The 17,670-nt window shown below is 63.6% G+C and carries 15 protein-coding genes and 1 pseudogene; 8 read left to right on the plus strand and 8 right to left on the minus strand.

The genetic code is table 11. The features are described from left to right. Positions 1-699: exodeoxyribonuclease III (locus QZ266_RS07860; protein ID WP_295693618.1), on the plus strand; the 699-nt coding region annotated here is incomplete at its 5' end. Between the two features lie 297 nt (positions 700-996). On the opposite strand, the gene QZ266_RS07865 is transcribed toward QZ266_RS07860, so the two are convergent. Then, positions 997-1,746, minus strand: coding sequence for a hypothetical protein (locus QZ266_RS07865; RefSeq protein WP_295693621.1), 750 nt, complete (start codon positions 1,744-1,746; stop codon positions 997-999). Positions 1,747-1,909: 163 nt separating this feature from the next. Here QZ266_RS07865 and QZ266_RS07870 point away from each other — a divergent pair, with 163 nt between their 5' ends. From QZ266_RS07870 to QZ266_RS07885, 4 genes are all read left to right on the plus strand, one after another. Next, entirely contained in the window at positions 1,910-2,188 is a 279-nt protein-coding gene (locus tag QZ266_RS07870) for a hypothetical protein (RefSeq protein WP_295693624.1), read from the plus strand. 1 nt (position 2,189) lies between these two features. Then, positions 2,190-2,993, plus strand: a complete 804-nt coding sequence (locus QZ266_RS07875) for a DUF2145 domain-containing protein (protein WP_295693627.1) — start codon at positions 2,190-2,192, stop codon at positions 2,991-2,993. A gap of 115 nt (positions 2,994-3,108) precedes the next feature. Then, positions 3,109-3,468 carry a hypothetical protein gene (locus QZ266_RS07880; RefSeq protein WP_295693629.1) on the plus strand — a complete coding sequence of 120 codons (360 nt, stop codon included), beginning with the start codon at positions 3,109-3,111 and terminating at the stop codon, positions 3,466-3,468. A 2-nt stretch (positions 3,469-3,470) separates the two neighbouring features. After that, positions 3,471-4,319 (plus strand): DUF2145 domain-containing protein, encoded by an 849-nt coding sequence (locus QZ266_RS07885; protein ID WP_295693632.1) that lies wholly within the window; start codon positions 3,471-3,473, stop codon positions 4,317-4,319. 70 nt (positions 4,320-4,389) lie between these two features. On the opposite strand, the gene selD is transcribed toward QZ266_RS07885, so the two are convergent. Beyond that, entirely contained in the window at positions 4,390-5,436 is a 1,047-nt protein-coding gene (selD, locus tag QZ266_RS07890; protein ID WP_367178220.1) for a selenide, water dikinase SelD, read from the minus strand. 57 nt (positions 5,437-5,493) lie between these two features. Here selD and mnmH point away from each other — a divergent pair, with 57 nt between their 5' ends. Next, on the plus strand, positions 5,494-6,555 hold the full coding sequence (gene mnmH, locus QZ266_RS07895; RefSeq protein ID WP_366523986.1) for a tRNA 2-selenouridine(34) synthase MnmH: 1,062 nt from the start codon (positions 5,494-5,496) through the stop codon (positions 6,553-6,555). Position 6,556: 1 nt separating this feature from the next. Here mnmH and QZ266_RS07900 read toward each other — a convergent pair whose 3' ends face one another. The 6 genes from QZ266_RS07900 to fliQ all read right to left on the minus strand — a co-directional run bounded on the left by QZ266_RS07900 (position 6,557) and on the right by fliQ (position 15,040). Next, positions 6,557-7,528: a DUF3137 domain-containing protein gene (locus QZ266_RS07900; RefSeq protein ID WP_295693640.1), complete on the minus strand. Its 972-nt coding sequence runs from the start codon at positions 7,526-7,528 to the stop codon at positions 6,557-6,559. After that, positions 7,528-10,200: a valine--tRNA ligase gene (locus QZ266_RS07905; protein WP_367178221.1), complete on the minus strand. Its 2,673-nt coding sequence runs from the start codon at positions 10,198-10,200 to the stop codon at positions 7,528-7,530. The genes QZ266_RS07900 and QZ266_RS07905 overlap by 1 nt, the downstream gene beginning before the upstream one ends. Positions 10,201-10,319: 119 nt before the next feature. Continuing rightward, complete coding sequence (locus QZ266_RS07910) at positions 10,320-12,881, minus strand: ATP-binding protein (RefSeq protein ID WP_295693644.1); 2,562 nt, start codon at positions 12,879-12,881, stop codon at positions 10,320-10,322. 39 nt (positions 12,882-12,920) lie between these two features. Then, positions 12,921-14,012: a flagellar biosynthesis protein FlhB gene (flhB, locus tag QZ266_RS07915; protein ID WP_295693646.1), complete on the minus strand. Its 1,092-nt coding sequence runs from the start codon at positions 14,010-14,012 to the stop codon at positions 12,921-12,923. Positions 14,013-14,027: 15 nt separating this feature from the next. Then, positions 14,028-14,780: a flagellar biosynthetic protein FliR gene (gene fliR / locus QZ266_RS07920; protein WP_295693649.1), complete on the minus strand. Its 753-nt coding sequence runs from the start codon at positions 14,778-14,780 to the stop codon at positions 14,028-14,030. After that, complete coding sequence (gene fliQ, locus QZ266_RS07925) at positions 14,777-15,040, minus strand: flagellar biosynthesis protein FliQ (protein WP_295693651.1); 264 nt, start codon at positions 15,038-15,040, stop codon at positions 14,777-14,779. The genes fliR and fliQ overlap by 4 nt, the downstream gene beginning before the upstream one ends. A gap of 112 nt (positions 15,041-15,152) precedes the next feature. Between fliQ and QZ266_RS07930 the strand changes: the two genes are divergently transcribed. Beyond that, positions 15,153-17,045, plus strand: coding sequence for a DUF885 family protein (locus QZ266_RS07930; protein ID WP_295693654.1), 1,893 nt, complete (start codon positions 15,153-15,155; stop codon positions 17,043-17,045). Positions 17,046-17,213: 168 nt separating this feature from the next. Then, positions 17,214-17,670 (plus strand): annotated as a pseudogene (locus tag QZ266_RS07935) (DUF885 domain-containing protein); the annotation flags it as partial.

Raw genomic sequence — 17,670 nt, forward strand, 5'->3', positions numbered from 1 at the left:
GTCGCCTGCCTGCAGGAGATCAAGACGGTCGATGAGGGCTTTCCCCGGATGGAGATCGAGGCCCTCGGCTATAATATCGAGACCCACGGGCAAAAATCCTACAATGGCGTCGCCATCCTCTCGAAGCATTCCATCGAAGACATTCGCTGCGGCCTGCCAGGCGATGAGAGCGACGAGCAGGCCCGCTATATCGAGGCGGTCATATCCGCAGAGACCGGACCGGTTCGCGTGGCCTCGATTTATCTGCCCAATGGCAATCCTGCGCCCGGCCCCAAATATGACTACAAGCTGGCGTGGATGGAGCGCCTGCGCCGGCACGCCCAAAACCTGCTGGCCTTCGAGGAGCCCCTCGTGCTGGCCGGTGACTATAACTGCATCCCGCGTGACAGTGATTGCTGGGATATTGCAGAGTGGGAAAGCGATGCGCTCGCTTTGCCGCAGACCCGCGCCGCCTTCCGGGCATTGAAATGGCTCGGCCTGACCGAAGCCTTCGAACAGCTCGACGGACGCGGCCACCAGTATACCTTCTTTGACTACCAGGCCGGGCGCTGGAACAAGGGCCACGGTATCCGGATTGACCATTTGCTGTGTTCGCCACAGGCCGCCGACCGGCTGGAAGGCATCGAGATCCACACCAAGACGCGGGGCAAGGAAAAGGCCTCCGATCACATCCCGATCGTCGGCAGTTTCGACCTCTAGTTCAGCCTTCGCTCAGGCAGGGCTCGCCGATCACGAACAGCTTGGCTGGCGCTCGAGCTCTTCATTGCAGAAGGCGATCGGACCGCTATAGCCAAGCAGCGCATGTCGTTGCGGCTGCCAGCCGCCGCCTTGCCAGACATACCGAGCGCCGGACCGCACCCACTGCCCTCGCTGCCAGCACTCCGTCACAAGGGTATCGCCCTCAATCCGGCCATTGCGGCAATTTTCGCTCCAGCTATCGCCCGGCAGGCTGGCCTGGGACGTCCGGGTCTGACGTCCTGAAACACCGGACCGCGATTACGACGGACACTGCGCCGCACCAACCAGAACGCCATCGCAATTGGAGAGGGTGAAGAAGGCCCTGTTGGTGTCGAAGCTGGCATAGACCCAGCTCGAATTGGAGGTCTGGCAGGTCGCAACCACGAGCCGGTCTTCCCAACGCGGGTTCTGGCAGCTGTTTTGCCAGCTTCCGGACGGGAATCCGGCAAAGGCGCCGGAAGCCTGGGGCTGAGTCTGGGACTGGGGCTGATTCTGGGGCTGAACAGGGGCCGGAACCGGCTTCCCGCCGCTGCAATCTCCGGCGCGCGCCAGCTGCCCGCTGCACAGCTCGAGCGGGCCGGACCCGAGGGCCGTGTCGAAACGGATTTCGCGGCTTTCGCCTCCGGAATAGCAATAGGCGACCATGACCGAGCCATCGAAGCGGCCAAAATCGCAAGCCTGCTGGCGCCAACTCCCCGGAGGGATGCGCATGGAAGGCGATGACTGGCAGTTTGTCGTCGCCACCAGGTCGCCATTGCAATTCTGGACCGTGGCATGCCCCGATCGACTGTCCCAACGGGTATAGACCGCCTCGCCACGCACATCGCGGCATTCCGCGACAATGATCGCGCCATCCCAGCGGATGTTGGAGCAGGTCTGTTGCCAGCTGCCGCCGGGCAGTTGGCCCGCCGTCTGCGCGCCGACCGGCGCAGCGGTCCCCAGGGTCAGGACAAGGCCGCACAGGCCCGATACAACGCCGATAATTCCAAGCGAAACCTGTTTGAACATGAGCCTCTCCCCGCGCTGGACTGCATCAACGCAGAGATCGGATGAGCTGGCAATGAACCGGCGCCCCACCCTCACATTTTCGCGTTTATCGCGATTTTTTCTCCAAAGGCGCGATGCGCTCGTGTAGGGTTTCATTGAGGGACCAGCCTAGACGGACCAAGACATGCGCTTTGTACTGATTTCAACATTCACGCTGGCCATCTATGCCGGGCAGGCTGATGCCCAGCCACCGGCCGCCGAATCCCGCCCTGCCGCCACCGAAGAGGCCGAGAATGACGCGCCTCAGGGCCAGACCCGCAACCATGCCCGCGCCGCCCAGAGCATGGCGCGCCAGCGTCGTGCCGCCGGAACCTCCGATGACAGGGCACGGCCGGACGGCGGTCTTCCGCTGAGCGAGACGGTCGTTTCGCAGCCCCAGGACAATCCGGACCCGGATCGGTAGGATGATCCGCCTGATTGCGTGTTGTCTTTGCCTGCTTGCCCTGACCGTCCCGGCGCAAGCCCAGGGCGACGGCCATGCCGGTCGTGACCCTGTCGACCGCGTCACGCTCCAGGCCGCCGCCGCCTTCTCGAAACAGGTAGAACGTGAGCTCGCCGAGCAGGGTGCCTATATCGCGCTGGTTTTCCGGGCGGGTGAGCCCCGGGCCGATCTGCCGGACGGGGTGCGCTACACCCATGGTGCCTTCTGGGTCTACGGCCCGGTGACCGAGGCGGATGGCTCTGAGGGCTATGGCTATGCGGTCTATAATCTCTATCCCGGTCAGGCTGCTCCGACAGGCTCGCACCTGGTTCAGGACTGGCCGCTCGACTTCATGCGGGGCGATGCGCTCGGCCAGGTCGGGGTGATCATTCCCAGCGAGGAGATGCAGATCCGACTGCTCGATGTGATTGCATCGGACCAGTATGACCAGCTGCACCAACCGGCCTATTCCACACTGTCCAACCCGGCAGATCTACGCTTTCAGAACAGCGCGGAATTCCTGCTCGACATAGTCGCTGCCGCCGCCTGGCTGACCGATGACCGGACCCGTATCAAGGTCAATCTGGATGCGTATTTCCGCCCGACAATGATCGCGATGGGATGGTGGGAGCGATTGACCGCCGGCTGGTTCGACCCGGCGCTCAGGCTGGAAGACCAGAATGGCGGACCGGTCCGGATTGCCAGCTATGGGTCAATCGCCGACTTCATGCTCACCTTCGACCTCGCCGAGGATGTGTTCGAAATCGAGGCCTCCCCCCAGGACTGAGCGCTGAATCCACCTCGTCCGGGCATGTGAATCAAATTTACGAACATTGTTCATTTACAAATAGGAATGCCTGTGAGATCTTGCAGTCGGGCTGGCACCCGGATGGAGACGCATCATGCGCACCCTGACACTTCTGACTGCACTCACCCTCACTCTGACCCAGACTCCGCTCGCTGCGGCGGACAGTGGCAACCCGGCTGCCCGGGCTTCCGGAGAAAGCGCCGGAGCCTCGGTTGAAGCGACGGCGACCCTGGCTTCGGCCGGTATCACCGTAACCGGCGCCTCTGTCGTCGCCGTAACCGGTTCCACAGCGGGCGTTCTCACCGGCAATCAGGAACTCGTCGAGACCTCGCTCGACTTTGCGGCCCACATGGCCTCGGCGCCATTCGGCCCGGAACCGCTTGAAGTGACCGACGCGGTGATTGTGGCCGACGAGGCACCGGCGGTGCCCTACACGACCCCGGACGGGCCGTGATCATGCCCCGGCAATCCGCGATCGCCCTGACCGCGCTTGTGCTGACCGGCTTCGCCACGGCCCCGGTGGCCGAGGCCGGCTCCGGCGCCCTGCCGATCTCGCCCTTCGCGATCGAAGACTCGGCGGACTTTTCCAAACAGATCGAGCGCGAGCTGGCGGCACGCGGGGCAAGGGTCGCCCTGGTCTTCCGCAGCGGGCGCTATCGCGAAGACCTGCCCGAAGGCGTGCGCTACACGCATGGCGCCTTCTGGGTCTGGTCGGAGATTGAACTGGAAGATGGCTCCCGCACGCATGGCTATGCCGTGCACAATCTCTACCATTACGCCGAGGACACGCGGACATCCTATCTCGCCCAGGACTGGCCGCTGAACTTCACCCGCGGCGATGTCATCGGCGAGGTTGGCGTCATCCTGCCCTCCCCCGAAATGCAGCGACGCCTGTGGATGATGCTCGCCACCGATGCCGACGACGCCCTGCACCAGCCGGACTATTCACTGATCTCCAACCCGCACGATGCGCGCTACCAGAATTGCAATGAATACCTGCTCGACGTGATCGCGGCGGCCACCTGGGAGACCACCGACCGGGACCAGATCAAGGCTAATCTGGAAACCTGGTTCGAGCCCGCGCCGATACGCGCCGGCTTGTTCGAGCGCCTGTTCGGCCCCTCGGTGGATGAGCGCATTCGCATGGAGGATCATCGCGACGCAATCCGCACGACCACTTTTCAGTCACTCGCCAATTTCATGACGCAGCATCACTTGTCGGCCGATACCTATGAAATCCGTGCGGCGTTTCTCGACAGACCCGACACACCCGACAGACCCGACAGGCATTCACCCACAGGCTGACCCAGCCAGCCCAGGCCGCGGGTGAATCGGCGGCGGACGCCCTGCGTCCGTCGCCGGCTCTGGCCGAAACCTAGATGACGGATATGCCCGCGCCGGTTTCGACCCGGCCGATCAAGGCGGCGTCGGCATGGCCGTGCTCCCGAAAGCGCGCGAGCACGGCGTCGGCCTGATCCGGCGCACAGCTGACCAGCAGGCCGCCGGACGTCTGCGGATCACACCACAGGACTTCATCGATCACGGCCCAATCTTCCGGACAGGAAATTCCGGCTTTCACGGCTGCCCAATTGCGTCCCGAAGCACCCGTCTTCAATCCCTCGCCGGCCAGTGTGCGTGCCTCGTCGAAGACCGGAATCGCCGCGCGCTCAATGACCGCCTTTACACCAGCCCCGGCGCACATTTCCGACAAGTGGCCGAGAACGCCAAAGCCGGTGACATCGGTCACGGCGTGGACACCGCCCAGGGCTGCCAGGCCAGCGCCCGGCGTATTGAGGCGGGTGGTGGAAGCGACCATCTGGGCATAGGCCGCGTCGGACAGGCGGTCCTGCTTCAGCGCCGCCGAGAAGACACCAATCCCGAGCGGCTTGCCCAGGATGAGCACATCGCCCGGGCGTGCGCCCGCATTGGTCAAAAGACGATCCGGATGAACAGTCCCCAGCGCCACGAGGCCATAGATCGGCTCCGCGGCATCGATGGAATGCCCGCCCGCGACCGGAGCACCGGCAGCCTCGGCGACGGCGCGCCCGCCAGCGAGGATGGCGCGGATCGTTTCCGGCGGCAGCTTTCCGACCGGCATGCCGACGAGCGCCAGGCAGAAAATGGGAGTCGCCCCCATCGCATAGACGTCGGACAGGGCATTGGTGGCGGCGATCCGGCCGAACACGTCCGGGTCGTCGACAATGGGTGTGAAGAAGTCCGTCGTGGCGACCAGGGCGGTCTCGTCATTGATGCGCCAGACGGCCGCGTCATCGCGCGTGGCAGCATCGACAATCAGTTCCGCCGGCAGGGGGAAGGCTGACGGCGTGCCGAGAATCTCGCTGAGGACGGCCGGATCGAGCTTGCAGCCGCAACCGCCGCCATGCGCCAATGAACTCAAGCGCACTGGCCGTGTGTCATCCATCATCCCGAACCCCTTCTTTTTGGCTAGTCTGCCGGCATGACCGGGATCGACACACCGATGCAACGCATAGCCACCACGGATGACCTGTCCGCGCAAGCGCTGGCACAATATGACGCCATCATCGATGTGCGTTCGCCGTCCGAGTTCGCCGACGATCATCTGCCGGGCGCCATCAATCTGCCTGTTCTGGATGATGAGGAACGGGCCCGGGTCGGCACGCACTATACCCAGGTCTCCGTCTTCGAGGCCCGCCGCATGGGCGCGGCCCTCACCGCGCGCAATATTGCCGCCCATATCGACACGGTGCTGGCGGACCGGGAGAAGGCTTTCAAGCCCCTCGTCTATTGCTGGCGCGGCGGGATGCGGTCCCAGTCCATGGCGACCATCCTTGCCGCGGTGGGCTGGAAGACGACGCTGATCGAGGGCGGTTATCGTACCTGGCGACGTCAGGTCAGCGCGGCGCTGGAAGACGAAGCTTCCATCCCCGTCATCCTCATTGACGGCCAGACGGGCACGGCCAAGACCCGCCTCCTGCACATCCTCGCCGCGCGCGGCGAACAGGTGATTGATCTGGAAGGCCTGGCCTCTCATCGCGGCTCCATTTTCGGCAATTTCGCCGATACGCCCCAGCCAAGCCAGAAGGCCTTCGAGACCGCGATCTGGACGCAATTGCGCGCGCTTGATCCGGACCGCCCGGTCTATGTCGAGGCGGAAAGCCGGCAAGTTGGCCGCCTGCGCGTCCCGCCCCGCGTCTGGGCCGCGATGCAGGCCGCACCGCGAATCCGCATCCAGGCACCTGCCAGCGCCCGCGCGCGTTATCTCATGACCGCCTATCCGGATCTGGCGAGCGACACCGACAAGCTGATGACGGCCATTGATGGCTTGAGACGCTTTCATCCTAAGGCGGAGATCGAAGCCTGGCAGGCGCTCGCGGAGGCCGGCGATTTCGAACCGCTCGCCACGGCCCTGATCACAACCCATTACGACCCGGCCTATGACCGCGCCCGCAAGCGCGGCAGCGAGACCGCAAAACCGGTTGTGATGGAGACGTCCGATCTGGACGAGGCCTCGCTGGAAATCCTGGCCGAGCGCCTGGTCGAAGCCGGGCGTCCAGCCTGACCTACTCGCCCTTGCGGGCCTCATGCTCGCCGAGCCGGGCCGGCGCGACGAGGAGGTCGATCAGACCGGTGATATGGCCGAGTTCCTCGACGATCCTGTTGAAACGCCCGGGCTCGGTCAGCGGTTTCGACATGGAGCCGACCTCGAAGAGATTGCCGGTCTCCGCCGCGATCAGCAGCTCGCCTTCGCCGCTGGCCTCATCGAAGGCGGCGCGGACCTTCTTGCCGTTCAGGCTGGTTTCCAGCGCCAGAAGGCGTTCCATGAAGGACGGGGTGAGCATGTAGCGGGCAAGGACCTGGTCATTGCCATAGACCTCGAAGGCCTTCTCGAATTTGGGGTCAACGAGGCCGATCCGCTCCAGCTTGTGAGCCCCGAAACCGCGGGCAAAGGACTGGATGCCGTTGAACCAGCCGGCATCGCGCGTGATGACGGTGATGCCCTCGACCTTGCGCGGGAAATTGATACGGATGATCACGCCGCGAAAGACGGTGACGTAATAGGTGCGTTTCTTCGAGCGGCGGCGCTGTTCCAGATGCGCCTCATAGAGTTCGAACTCACAACCATCCAGCTCGCCCGCAAAATGGTCTTCGAACTTGCGCCGGTCCGAGGACGGCAACAGGCCGAATTCCCGCAAACGGTCAAAGCGCGCCGGAGAGGAGGGTTTGGGCGAATAGGTCAGCCCCAGCGCCCCAGCGATCGTGCTGTTCAGCTCGGCCTTGATCCGCTTGGACATTTTGCCGAGCGCATGGCTGCCAATCATGTAGCCAAGGAAGGGCCCGAGCACCGCGGCGATCACGATCGGCGCCGCCTCGACATTATTCCAGGCGAGCGTGACCGCGGCCGCAATGCCGAGCGCCATGCCGCCGGCGGTCCATCGCCAGCGGAGCAGGACAAGGCGTTTCCGGTCACTCTCCAGCCCCGCCAGCCAGGGCTCGAGCGTTTCGGTCCAGAGCGATTGGAAACGTTCGTCCACTACATCGCCTCGAGCCGGGCCAGGGCTTCGGCCATCTTGGTTTTCTGGCCGGCATAATCGGTCAGTTTCTCGCGCTGTTCGGCGACGACCTCGGCCGGGGCGTTGGCGACGAAGCGCTCATTGCCCAGCTTCTTCTCCAGCCGGGTGATCTCGCCTTCGAGCTTGGCGACTTCCTTGGCGAGACGGTCTTTCTCGGCACCGAAATCGATGACGCCTTCAAGCGGCAGGGCCAGCGTTGTCGTGCCAAGCACGCTCTGGACAGAGGCCGGCGGAACCGTGTCGGCAAGATCGATCGAGGACAGGCGCGCCATGCGCTGGATCAAGGCCGAATGGCGCCAGAGACGCGTGGTTGTGACCTCATCGGCCTCGACAGCGACCAGCGGCAGTTTGGCGCCAGCCGGGATATTCATCTCGGCGCGCAGCCGGCGGATATCGGTGACCAGATTGATCAGCCAGTCCATTTCGGCGGTGGCATCGGCATCCTGCAGGCCATCCAGTTGCGGCCAGTCGGCGATGATGAGCTGGGTGTCCCGCTTGCCGGTCTCTGCCCACAGCGCTTCGGTGACGAAGGGCATGAAGGGGTGGAGCATTTTCAGCGCCTGATCGAGCACGAAGGCGGTTGTCGCCCTTGTCTCGGCCTTGGCTGCCTCGTCCTCGCCATTGAAGAGCGGTTTGGCGAATTCCAGATGCCAGTCGCAGAACACATTCCAGACAAAGCGATAGGCCGCGGCGGCGGCTTCGTTGAAGCGGTAGGTATCGAGGCCGGCATTGATCGCCTCGACCGCCTGGGCAGCCTCGGACAGGATCCACTTGTTGACGGTCTGGGTGACGGATTTGGGGTCATACCCGTCCGGCACAACGCACTCATTCATCTCGGCAAAGCGCGCGGCATTCCACAGCTTGGTGCCGAAATTGCGATAGCCTTCAACGCGCTCCTTGGACATGCGGATATCGCGGCCCTGCCCGGCCTGGGCGGCCAGGGTGAAGCGCACGGCGTCGGCACCATATTCGTCGATCAGCTCCAGCGGATCGATCACATTGCCCTTGGACTTGGACATTTTCTGCCCGTTCTCGTCACGGACGAGGGCGTGGATATAGACATCCTTGAAGGGGGCAACCTTCATGAAATGAAGGCCCTGCATCATCATGCGGGCAACCCAGAAGAAGATGATGTCGAAGGCGGTGATCAGGACCGAAGTCGGATAGTAACGCTCGACCATCTCCGGCGTGTCCGCGGGCCAGCCCAGCGTCGAGAACGGCCACAGTGCAGAGGAGAACCAGGTGTCGAGGACGTCTTCGTCCTGGGTCAGGGCGACATCCTTGCCATGCTTCGCACGCGCCTGTTCGGCGGCATCCGCCTCGCTCTCGGCGACGAAGACATTGCCGTCTTCGTCATACCAGGCCGGAACCCGATGCCCCCACCAGAGCTGGCGCGAAATGCACCAGGGCTGGATATTGCGCATCCATTCGAAATAGGTCTTTTCCCAGGTCTTGGGATGAAAGGTGGTGCGACCATCCTCGACGGCGGCGATGGCATCCTTGGCCAGCTCGCCCGCATTCACATACCACTGGTCGGTCAGCCAGGGCTCGATGACAACGCCGGAGCGGTCGCCATAGGGCTGCTGGATCACCTTGTCCTCGACTTCGCGAAGCAGGCCCAGCTCGTCCATCTTCGCGACCAGCGCCTTGCGGGCCTCGAAGCGGTCCATGCCGCGCCATTCGGCGGGAATGCGATCAAAACCGCCGGTGCCGTCATCCTCGCTCAGGAGGCGGGCCTGCCGGTCGAGAATATTGACCTTGGGCAGGTCATTGCGCTTGCCGACCTCGAAATCGTTGAAGTCGTGCGCCGGGGTGATTTTCACACAGCCCGTACCCTGTTCCGGATCGGCATGCTCGTCGGCGACGATCGGAATTTCCACGTCGGCGATCGGCAGTTTGATCATCTTGCCGATCAGGTGCTGGTAGCGCTCATCGTCCGGATGGACGGCGACGGCACTGTCACCGAGCACGGTTTCCGGGCGCGTGGTGGCCACGACCAGCTCGCCGGAGCCATCGGCCAGCGGATAGGCGAAATGCCAGAAATGGCCTTGCGTCTCGCGGTTCTCGACTTCAAGGTCGGAGATGGCGGTCTGGAAATGCGGATCCCAGTTCACCAGGCGCTTGTCGCGGTAGATCAGGCCCTGCTGGTGCAGCTCGACGAAGACCTTCAGGACCGCCTTGGACAGGCCCTCATCCAGGGTGAAGCGTTCGCGTGACCAGTCGCAGGTGGCACCGAGGCGGCGCAGCTGCTGCATGATCGCGCCGCCGCTTTCCTCTTTCCATTCCCAGACCCGCTCGAGGAAGGCCTCCCGGCCCATCTCGGCGCGGGACATATTGCCTTCTTCGGCCAGCTGGCGCTCGACCACCATCTGGGTGGCAATGCCGGCATGGTCGGTGCCCGGCTGCCAGAGAACCGAACAGCCCAGCATGCGCTTGTAGCGGACCAGAACGTCCTGGAGGGTATTGTTCAGCGCGTGACCGATATGGAGGCGACCGGTGACGTTGGGCGGCGGAATGACGATCGAGAAAGCCTCGGCATTGTCGTCATCTTTTGGCTGGAAAGCCCCGCTGTCTTCCCAGGCCTGGTAGATCCGGGTTTCGGCGTCATTCGGGTTGAAAGTCTTGTCCATGATGGTCCGCACAGCCTGTTCTGGCGCGCCAGCGCGCGTTTGCACCCTTTATGGACATCTCACCGGAATTGTCAGCCCGCAAACTGCGGATCAGGGCCGGTCGGACGCGGCACGAAAACGATCTATTCGACCTTCTCGCCCAGCTCCTCCTTCACCTTCTCGGCCAGCTGGGTGAGCGTGAAGGGTTTGGGCAGGAAGGAGACGTCCTGCTCTTGGGACAGGGTCTCGGAGAATTGCTCGGCGGCATAACCGGAGATGAAGACAACCCGGGTGTCTCCCAGCATGTCACGCGCCTTTTTCAAGAGCCCCGGACCGTCCAGGCCCGGCATCACGACATCGGAGATCATCAGGTCGAAACCCTCTTCCTCATCCTCGAGGATTTCATAGGCTTCTTCGCCATCGCAGGCTTCGACCACGTCATAGCCGCGCTTGGTCAGGGTCTTGGCCGCGATCTGGCGCACGGCATCCTCATCCTCGACCAGCAGGATCCGGCCGCGACCGGACAGGTCTGCCGGCGCTTTCTCGACCGTCTTGGCGACTTCGGCCTGTTCCAGCTCGACGGCCTCTTCCTCTGTTGGTTCATGACCGGGCAGATAGATGGTGAAGGTCGTGCCCTTGCCCACTTCGCTGTCGGCAAAGAGGAAGCCACCGGATTGCTTGACGATGCCATAGACAGTGGCCAGCCCCAGGCCCGTGCCCTTGCCGGCCTCCTTGGTGGTGAAGAAGGGTTCGAAAATCTTCTCCATCGTCGCCTTGTCCATGCCATGACCCTGATCGGTCACGGCAATGGCCATCCAGTCACCTTCGCGCGGATTGGGCGCACCGGCATTGCGCACCGTATCGATATCGACGCGGGCTGTCGTGATCACCAGCGAGCCGCCACCATTCTCGCGCATGGCATCGCGGGCATTGGCGGCGAGATTGATGATGGCGGTTTCCAGCTGGCCCTTGTCGGCCTTGATCATCGGCAGGTCGCGACCGTGCTTGATGTCCAGCCGCACTGTCTCCTCGACGATCTGGCGCAGCAGGACCGAGACATCTGACAGGAGATCACCGATATCCAGCGTCTCCATGCGGAAGGTCTGCTTGCGCGAGAAGGCGAGCAGTTTGCGCACGAGGCCGGCCGCACGGGCGACGGTCTGATTGATCGCCTGCAGCTCGGAATAGTCCGGATCACCAACCGGGTGACGGTTCAGGAGCTCGTCACAATTGAGCCGGACAGCGGTCAGCAGATTGTTGAAGTCGTGAGCCACGCCGCCGGCCAGCTGGCCAACCGCCTGCATCTTGTTGGCCTGGCTGAACTGGCGTTCCAGCTCCTTCCAGGCGGTGACGTCAATGACGTAGGCAACGCGCTTGCCGCCGCGCGCCGGCGAGAAGGCGAGATGGACATAAACACTGGTTTCATCGTGATCGAGGCGTGCCTCGGCCGGCTCGCCACTGCCGGCCATGGCTGCGGCAAAGGCATCGGTCGGCGAGCGCCCGTCTTCCCAGTTGAACAGGTCACAGAATTTGATACCGGGCAGCGCCTTGCCGCCGGAGAGCTGGACCAGGGCCGGATTGACGTCCTCGATGATCGCGGTTTCCGGATCGGCACCGTCCAGACGCACAACGCCGAAGGGAGCATTGCCGAACATGTCGTCCAGGGTCCGGCCGGTCGGACGCGCCTCCGAGGCGTCACCGGCCGACATCGCCTGGGCCACGCCCGGCGGCGCTCCGGTCACGGAGAGACCGTACATCACGGCCCGCCCTGCACCGGGATCGCCCGGCGCCCATTCGACAACCAGCGCGACCGGGCTCTCGATTCCGTCGCGGGCGTTCAGACGGGCATCTATGCGGGCAACGCCTTCACCGCCTCGGGTCTGCAGGACGCGCTTGGCACCATCACCGGTGAGCATGTCCTTGAGCGCGGGGATCGGTGCGCCCTCGGCCAGGCCGAGCCAGTCGCGCAGGGTCGCATTGGCCATCGGCACATCGCCATTGGGCCGCAAGGAAAAGAGTGCGACCGGTGAGTGCTGGGACCAGTCCGAAAGGGCGCTGGATGCACCGGCCTCATGGTCGCCGGCGGGCATCAGGCGCCAGAGGATCAGTCCGCCCTCTTGCGGGGCCGCCTCGAGATGGAAGCGCTGTACACCATGCTCACCCAGATCGAGCGGCGGCAGGAGTTCGCACGCTCCCTCGCCGCCAGCCGCTGCGCGCGCCAGCCTGTACACCGTGCCGTCACCGCCACCGGAGCCGGCCCAGAGCCGGTCCACGGTCGGCAGGCCGAAGCTCTGGCCAAAACCACCCGTCTTCCGCGCCAGCTCGCGATAGGCGGCATTGGCCCAACGGGCCGCGCCGCGCTGGTCGGAAATGAGGACCGGGTCGGGAAAGCCTTCCATGGCGGAAAACCCGATTTCGGTGGTATTGGGGGCCTGGTTGCGCGCCACCTGGCGCCGCATGGTCTGGCCTGCTGCTTCACCCGCGGCGATGGCGAACAGGATCAGAACCGCTATCACTGCCAGACCGAACAGATAGACCAGGCCGTGCCCGCCATCCTGGCCCGCGCCAATCAGCGCCACCGCCGCCGCGGCGACCGCAACAACCCCGCACACCCAGAACGCCACACGTCCAGCCGGTTTCGACCAAAAGGGCTTGCGTTCAATATTGGCATCGACCTGCGGGGTCGGCGGGGAAGCATCGGCCATGCGGAACTCCGGCGCGAATCAAAACGATGTCGGGTCAGTCTACTCGCTCGGGCGGTAACGCGCGCGCTGTCCCTGAGCGAGAGACAGAACATAACCGACCACCTTGGCCACCGCCTGGAAGTGTTCGGTCGGAATCTCCTCGTCGAGATCCGCCGTGGCGTGCAGGGCACGCGCCAGGGGCGGATCCTCGACGATGGGGACAGAATTTTCTTCGGCCAGTTCGCGAATGCGCAGGGCGACCGCGTCGACCCCCTTGGCCACACAGACCGGGGCCGGCGTCTGGCCCTGCACGTAATGAAGGGCGATGGCGTAGTGGGTCGGGTTGGTGACCACGACGGTGGCATCGGGAACCTTGGTCATCATGCGGCGCTGGGCCCGTTCCTGACGCAGCTGGCGCAGCTTGGCGCGGACCAGCGGGTCGCCCTCGGACTGCTTCATCTCGTCCTTGATCTCGCGGCGCGACATCCGGTTGCGCTTCATGAAACTCTGGCGCTGGAACACATAGTCGAGCCCGGCGATCACCGCGTAGACGGTCAGGGCCGCCAGCAGCAATTCGATCGCCCCCTGGCGGACAAGCGACAGCAGGGCCGAAATGTCGAGCGCCGGCATGCCTGCAAGGATTTCGCGCTTTGGATAGATGACCAGGAAAGCGGCAGCGGCGACCAGTGCCATCTTGCCAACCCCCTTGAGAAAATTGGCCACGCCCTGTGGTCCGAAATTGCGCTTGAAGCCTTCGATCGGATTCAGCTTTGAAAGCTTGGGCTGGATCTTCTCGGTGGTGAACAGCATGCCCTGCTGGATGTAGTGCCCGGCAAAGCCAGCCATGGCGAGGACCAGGACCGCAAATCCCACGGCGCCAATCACCTGCCAGGCCATGGTCTGCAGCAAGGTCATCATCGTGCCTGGCTCGACAGCGAATCGATGGGGTTGCTCGAAGAAGACTTCCAGTGAGCCCGCGAGTGTCCGCGACATCAGCGGGAAGATGAAAGCCAGAAGCGCGAGCCCGGCCGCCAGGATGAACCAGCCGGGAATCTCCTGCGACTTGGCGACATCGCCTTTCTTGCGCGCGTCATCCAGCCGCCGCTGGGTCGGCTCCTCTGTTTTCTGGCTGTCGTCTTCGCCTTCGGCCATCCGCTAGCGTCCCTGTCAGGTCATTTCCATGGCGAAGCGCTGCATGCGTTCCAGCCAGACCGCGCTCATCGCTCCCAGAGCGATGGTGAGGATGATCAGACCGACCATGATATTCGATGGCATGGCAATAAAGAAAATCTGCGCCTGCGGCATCAATCGCGAGAGAATGCCAAGGGCGAGATAGAAAAGCAGGCCGTAAAGTATGAGCGGCGAGGCCAGCTGCACGCCGATCCGGAATGCGTCGATGAAAGCGGTCAGCGCCCATTCCGCGGCATCGGTCATGGACGGCATCCCGCCGGGCTCGAACACCTGATAGGAGTTGAGGGCCATCTGCAGCAGCATGTGATGCGTATTCGTCGTCAGCAGAACGAGCAGGAAAGTCAGATTGAGAAAGGTCGCGATCAGCGCCCCCTGCTGCCCCTGGGAGGGGTCGAAGGATTGCGCCATGGCGAGGCCGGACTGCATGCCGATGACCTGTCCGGCGACCGCGGCGGTCGACATGAAGATCCGCGCGACCGCACCGATCATCAGACCGGTGATGACCTCGCTCATCACGATACCCGTCATGACCAGCGGCTGGGCCGGCATGGGCGGCAGGGACGGCGCGATGATGGGGCCCATGATCAGGCAAAGCAGCAAGGCGAAGGCAAGGCGAATGCGGACCGGGATGGAGGGCTCGCCGAAACCCGGCAGGAGCATCAGGATCGACCCGAGACGGGCAAAGACCAGACCTGCCGCATAAACCAGGGCCGGGAGTTCCGGGATCATGGGCTCGCGATCCGGTCAAAAATGACGCCCATGAAGCCGGCCATCAGACCGCCCATGAGGGGCAGGAAAATCAGCAGGGCGACAAAGATCGCAATGATCTTGGGCACAAAGACCAGTGTCATTTCCTGAACTTGGGTAAGAGCCTGGAATAACGCGATCGTTACGCCCACAGCCAGGCCAACCAGCATGACCGGGGCCGACATTGCCAGCATGAGCCAAATGGCTTCTCTTGCGAAATCAAGGACTTCAGGTCCGGTCACGGGTCTCGCCTCTCACCGCGGGGGGAGAATCGGTTTTACGGTTAATTATCTTTACGCATGAGCTTGCAGCGTTAAGAAATAGTCAATTCTGGTAAACGGGGAAACTCCAGCCATGCGCCTTCACACCTTGCTCGCCAGCGCGAGCGCCCTTGTCCTGGCTGCGGCCTGCTCGCCCGGCGAAGCGCCGGAACACGCGGATACCGCGGGCAATCCGGCGACCGAGACGGCGGCACCGTCGACCGAAACGGCCGCAAGCGAACAGACCGAGACCGAACGCCTGTACGCCTGGTTCCAGCAGGAGTTCGAAGCCGAGATCGAGTTCTCGCCCATCGGCAAGACCTATCTGGGCATGCTCGATGACCTGGAGGCCTATGGCCAGTGGAATGACCCCAGCGAGGCGGCCTTCCGCGCCGGTCTGCAACGCGCCGCCGACCGCCAGCGCTACATGCACGAGAATTTTGACTTCGACGCGCTGACGCCGGAAGCCCAGATCACCTGGCGTTTTGCCGAATTCATCACCGAGAACAACGCCCAGCAGTCCGAATTCTGGGATCACGGCTTTGTCTTCTCGTCCTTCTTCGGCCAGCACACCGGGATGCCTTCGACGCTGATCGGCTATCACCGGATCGACAGCCTCGACCATGCCGAAGCCTATATGAGCCGCCTGGAATCCATGGGCGATGTGCTCAATGTGTATACCGCGCAGGCTGACGAACGGGCCCAGCAGGGCGTGCTCGCTCCGGCTTTCGCCTATCCGATCATTATCGGCGCGTCCGAGCGTTTCATCACGGGCGCTCCGTTTGATGACAGCGGTACCGACTCGCCGCTCTGGGGCGATATCCAGACCAAACTGGCCGGCATCGAGATCGATGACGCGACCCGCCAGGCCCTCCTCGACCGTGCCGAGGCAGCCCTGCTCACCTCCGTCGGTCCGGCCTATGACAATCTGATCGCGACCATGCAGTCACATGCGGACATGGCAGGCGAGGCCAATAACGGGGCCTGGGCCCTGCCGGATGGCGAGGCCTATTACCGCAGCCAGCTGATGAATTACACGACCCGCACCGACATGACGGCGGACGAGATCCACCAGATTGGTCTGGACGAGGTCGAGCGTATCCATGGCGAGATGCGTCAGATCATGGAGACGGTCGGCTTTGAGGGATCGCTGCAGGACTTCTTCGAGCATCTGCGCACGAGCGATGAATTCTACTACGAGGATTCCGACGAAGGGCGTGAGCGTTACCTCACTGAATCGGCTGCCATGATCGACCAGATCAGCGACGTCGCCCCGGAGTATTTCGGGCAGCTGCCGCGGGCCGAGCTCGAGGTTCGTGCGGTTGAAGAATACCGCATCACGACTGCGACCGGCGCCTTCTACGAGCAGGGATCGCTCGATGGCACGCGTCCGGGCGCCTATTACGTCAATCTCGCCAATATGCGTGACAACCCGACCTATCTGATGGAATCCCTCGCCTATCATGAAGGCGCACCGGGCCATCACTTCCAGTCCTCGCTGGCCCAGGAACTCGAGAACGCCCCGATGTTCCAGCGCTTGCAATGGTATTCCGCCTATGGCGAAGGCTGGGCGCTCTATGCCGAGAATCTCGGCAAGGATATGGGCTTCTTCACCGACCCGTATCAGGACTTCGGGCGCCTCTCCTATGAGGTCTTCCGCGCCGCACGCCTGGTCGTCGACACCGGCATCCATCACCTGCAATGGACCGAGCAGGAGGCCGCCGACTACATGCTCGCCACCACGCCGATGCCGGAAGGCGACATCGCCAACGAGGTCCGCCGCTATATGGTCTGGCCCGGTCAGGCCGTGTCCTACAAGGTTGGCATGCTGACCATTCTGGATCTGCGCCAGCGGGCGATGGATCAGCTGGGTGATGAGTTCAGCTACGGCGAATTCCACGACATCGTGCTGACCAACGGGTCTATCCCGCTCACCTTGCTGGAAGAGCTGGTCGACGCCTGGATTGCGCGCAAGCTCACGGAATAGTGCGAATTCAACGCGCTTGAAGTTTGACAGGCCGGGCCGCGCAGAGGCTATTCTGCGCCCGGCTAATTTCATCAGCCGCCGCACCGGGATCGGTGTGGCGGCTGGATTGCTTTTGACGATGGCCCGTCCGGTCTGGGAGAGAGACCGGTCGCGCCCGGGGAGACCATCATGACCAAGCTTCCGATCTGGCTGGCGACAGCCTCGCTGGCCGCGCTTCTGGCGGCCTGTTCGCCCGCGCCCTCCGGCGAGACGCCTGCGACCGGTGAAGCCGGCACAAGCGAAGCCGGCCCGAGCGAATCCGCTGCCGCTGCCACCGAGACCGCCTCCAGCGACCAGACCGAAAGCGAACGTCTCTACGCCTGGTATTCCGAACTCTTCGAGGCCGACCTCGCCCGCTCGCCGCAACAACAGACCGGTCTCGGGCGAATTGACGATCTGGACGCCTATGGTCGCTGGGATGATGTCAGCGATGCCGCAGCCGCCGCGGCCCAGCAACGCCGTATCGACCGTCTCGCCCACATGCGCGAGACGTTCGACTTTGATGCGCTGGATCGCGATGCCCGGGTCTCCTGGCGCGTTTTTGAATACCTGCAGGAGACCGGCATTCGCCAGTACGGCTTCCGCG

The organism is uncultured Maricaulis sp. (assembly GCF_905480005.1).
Classification (GTDB): Bacteria; Pseudomonadota; Alphaproteobacteria; order Caulobacterales; family Maricaulaceae; genus Maricaulis.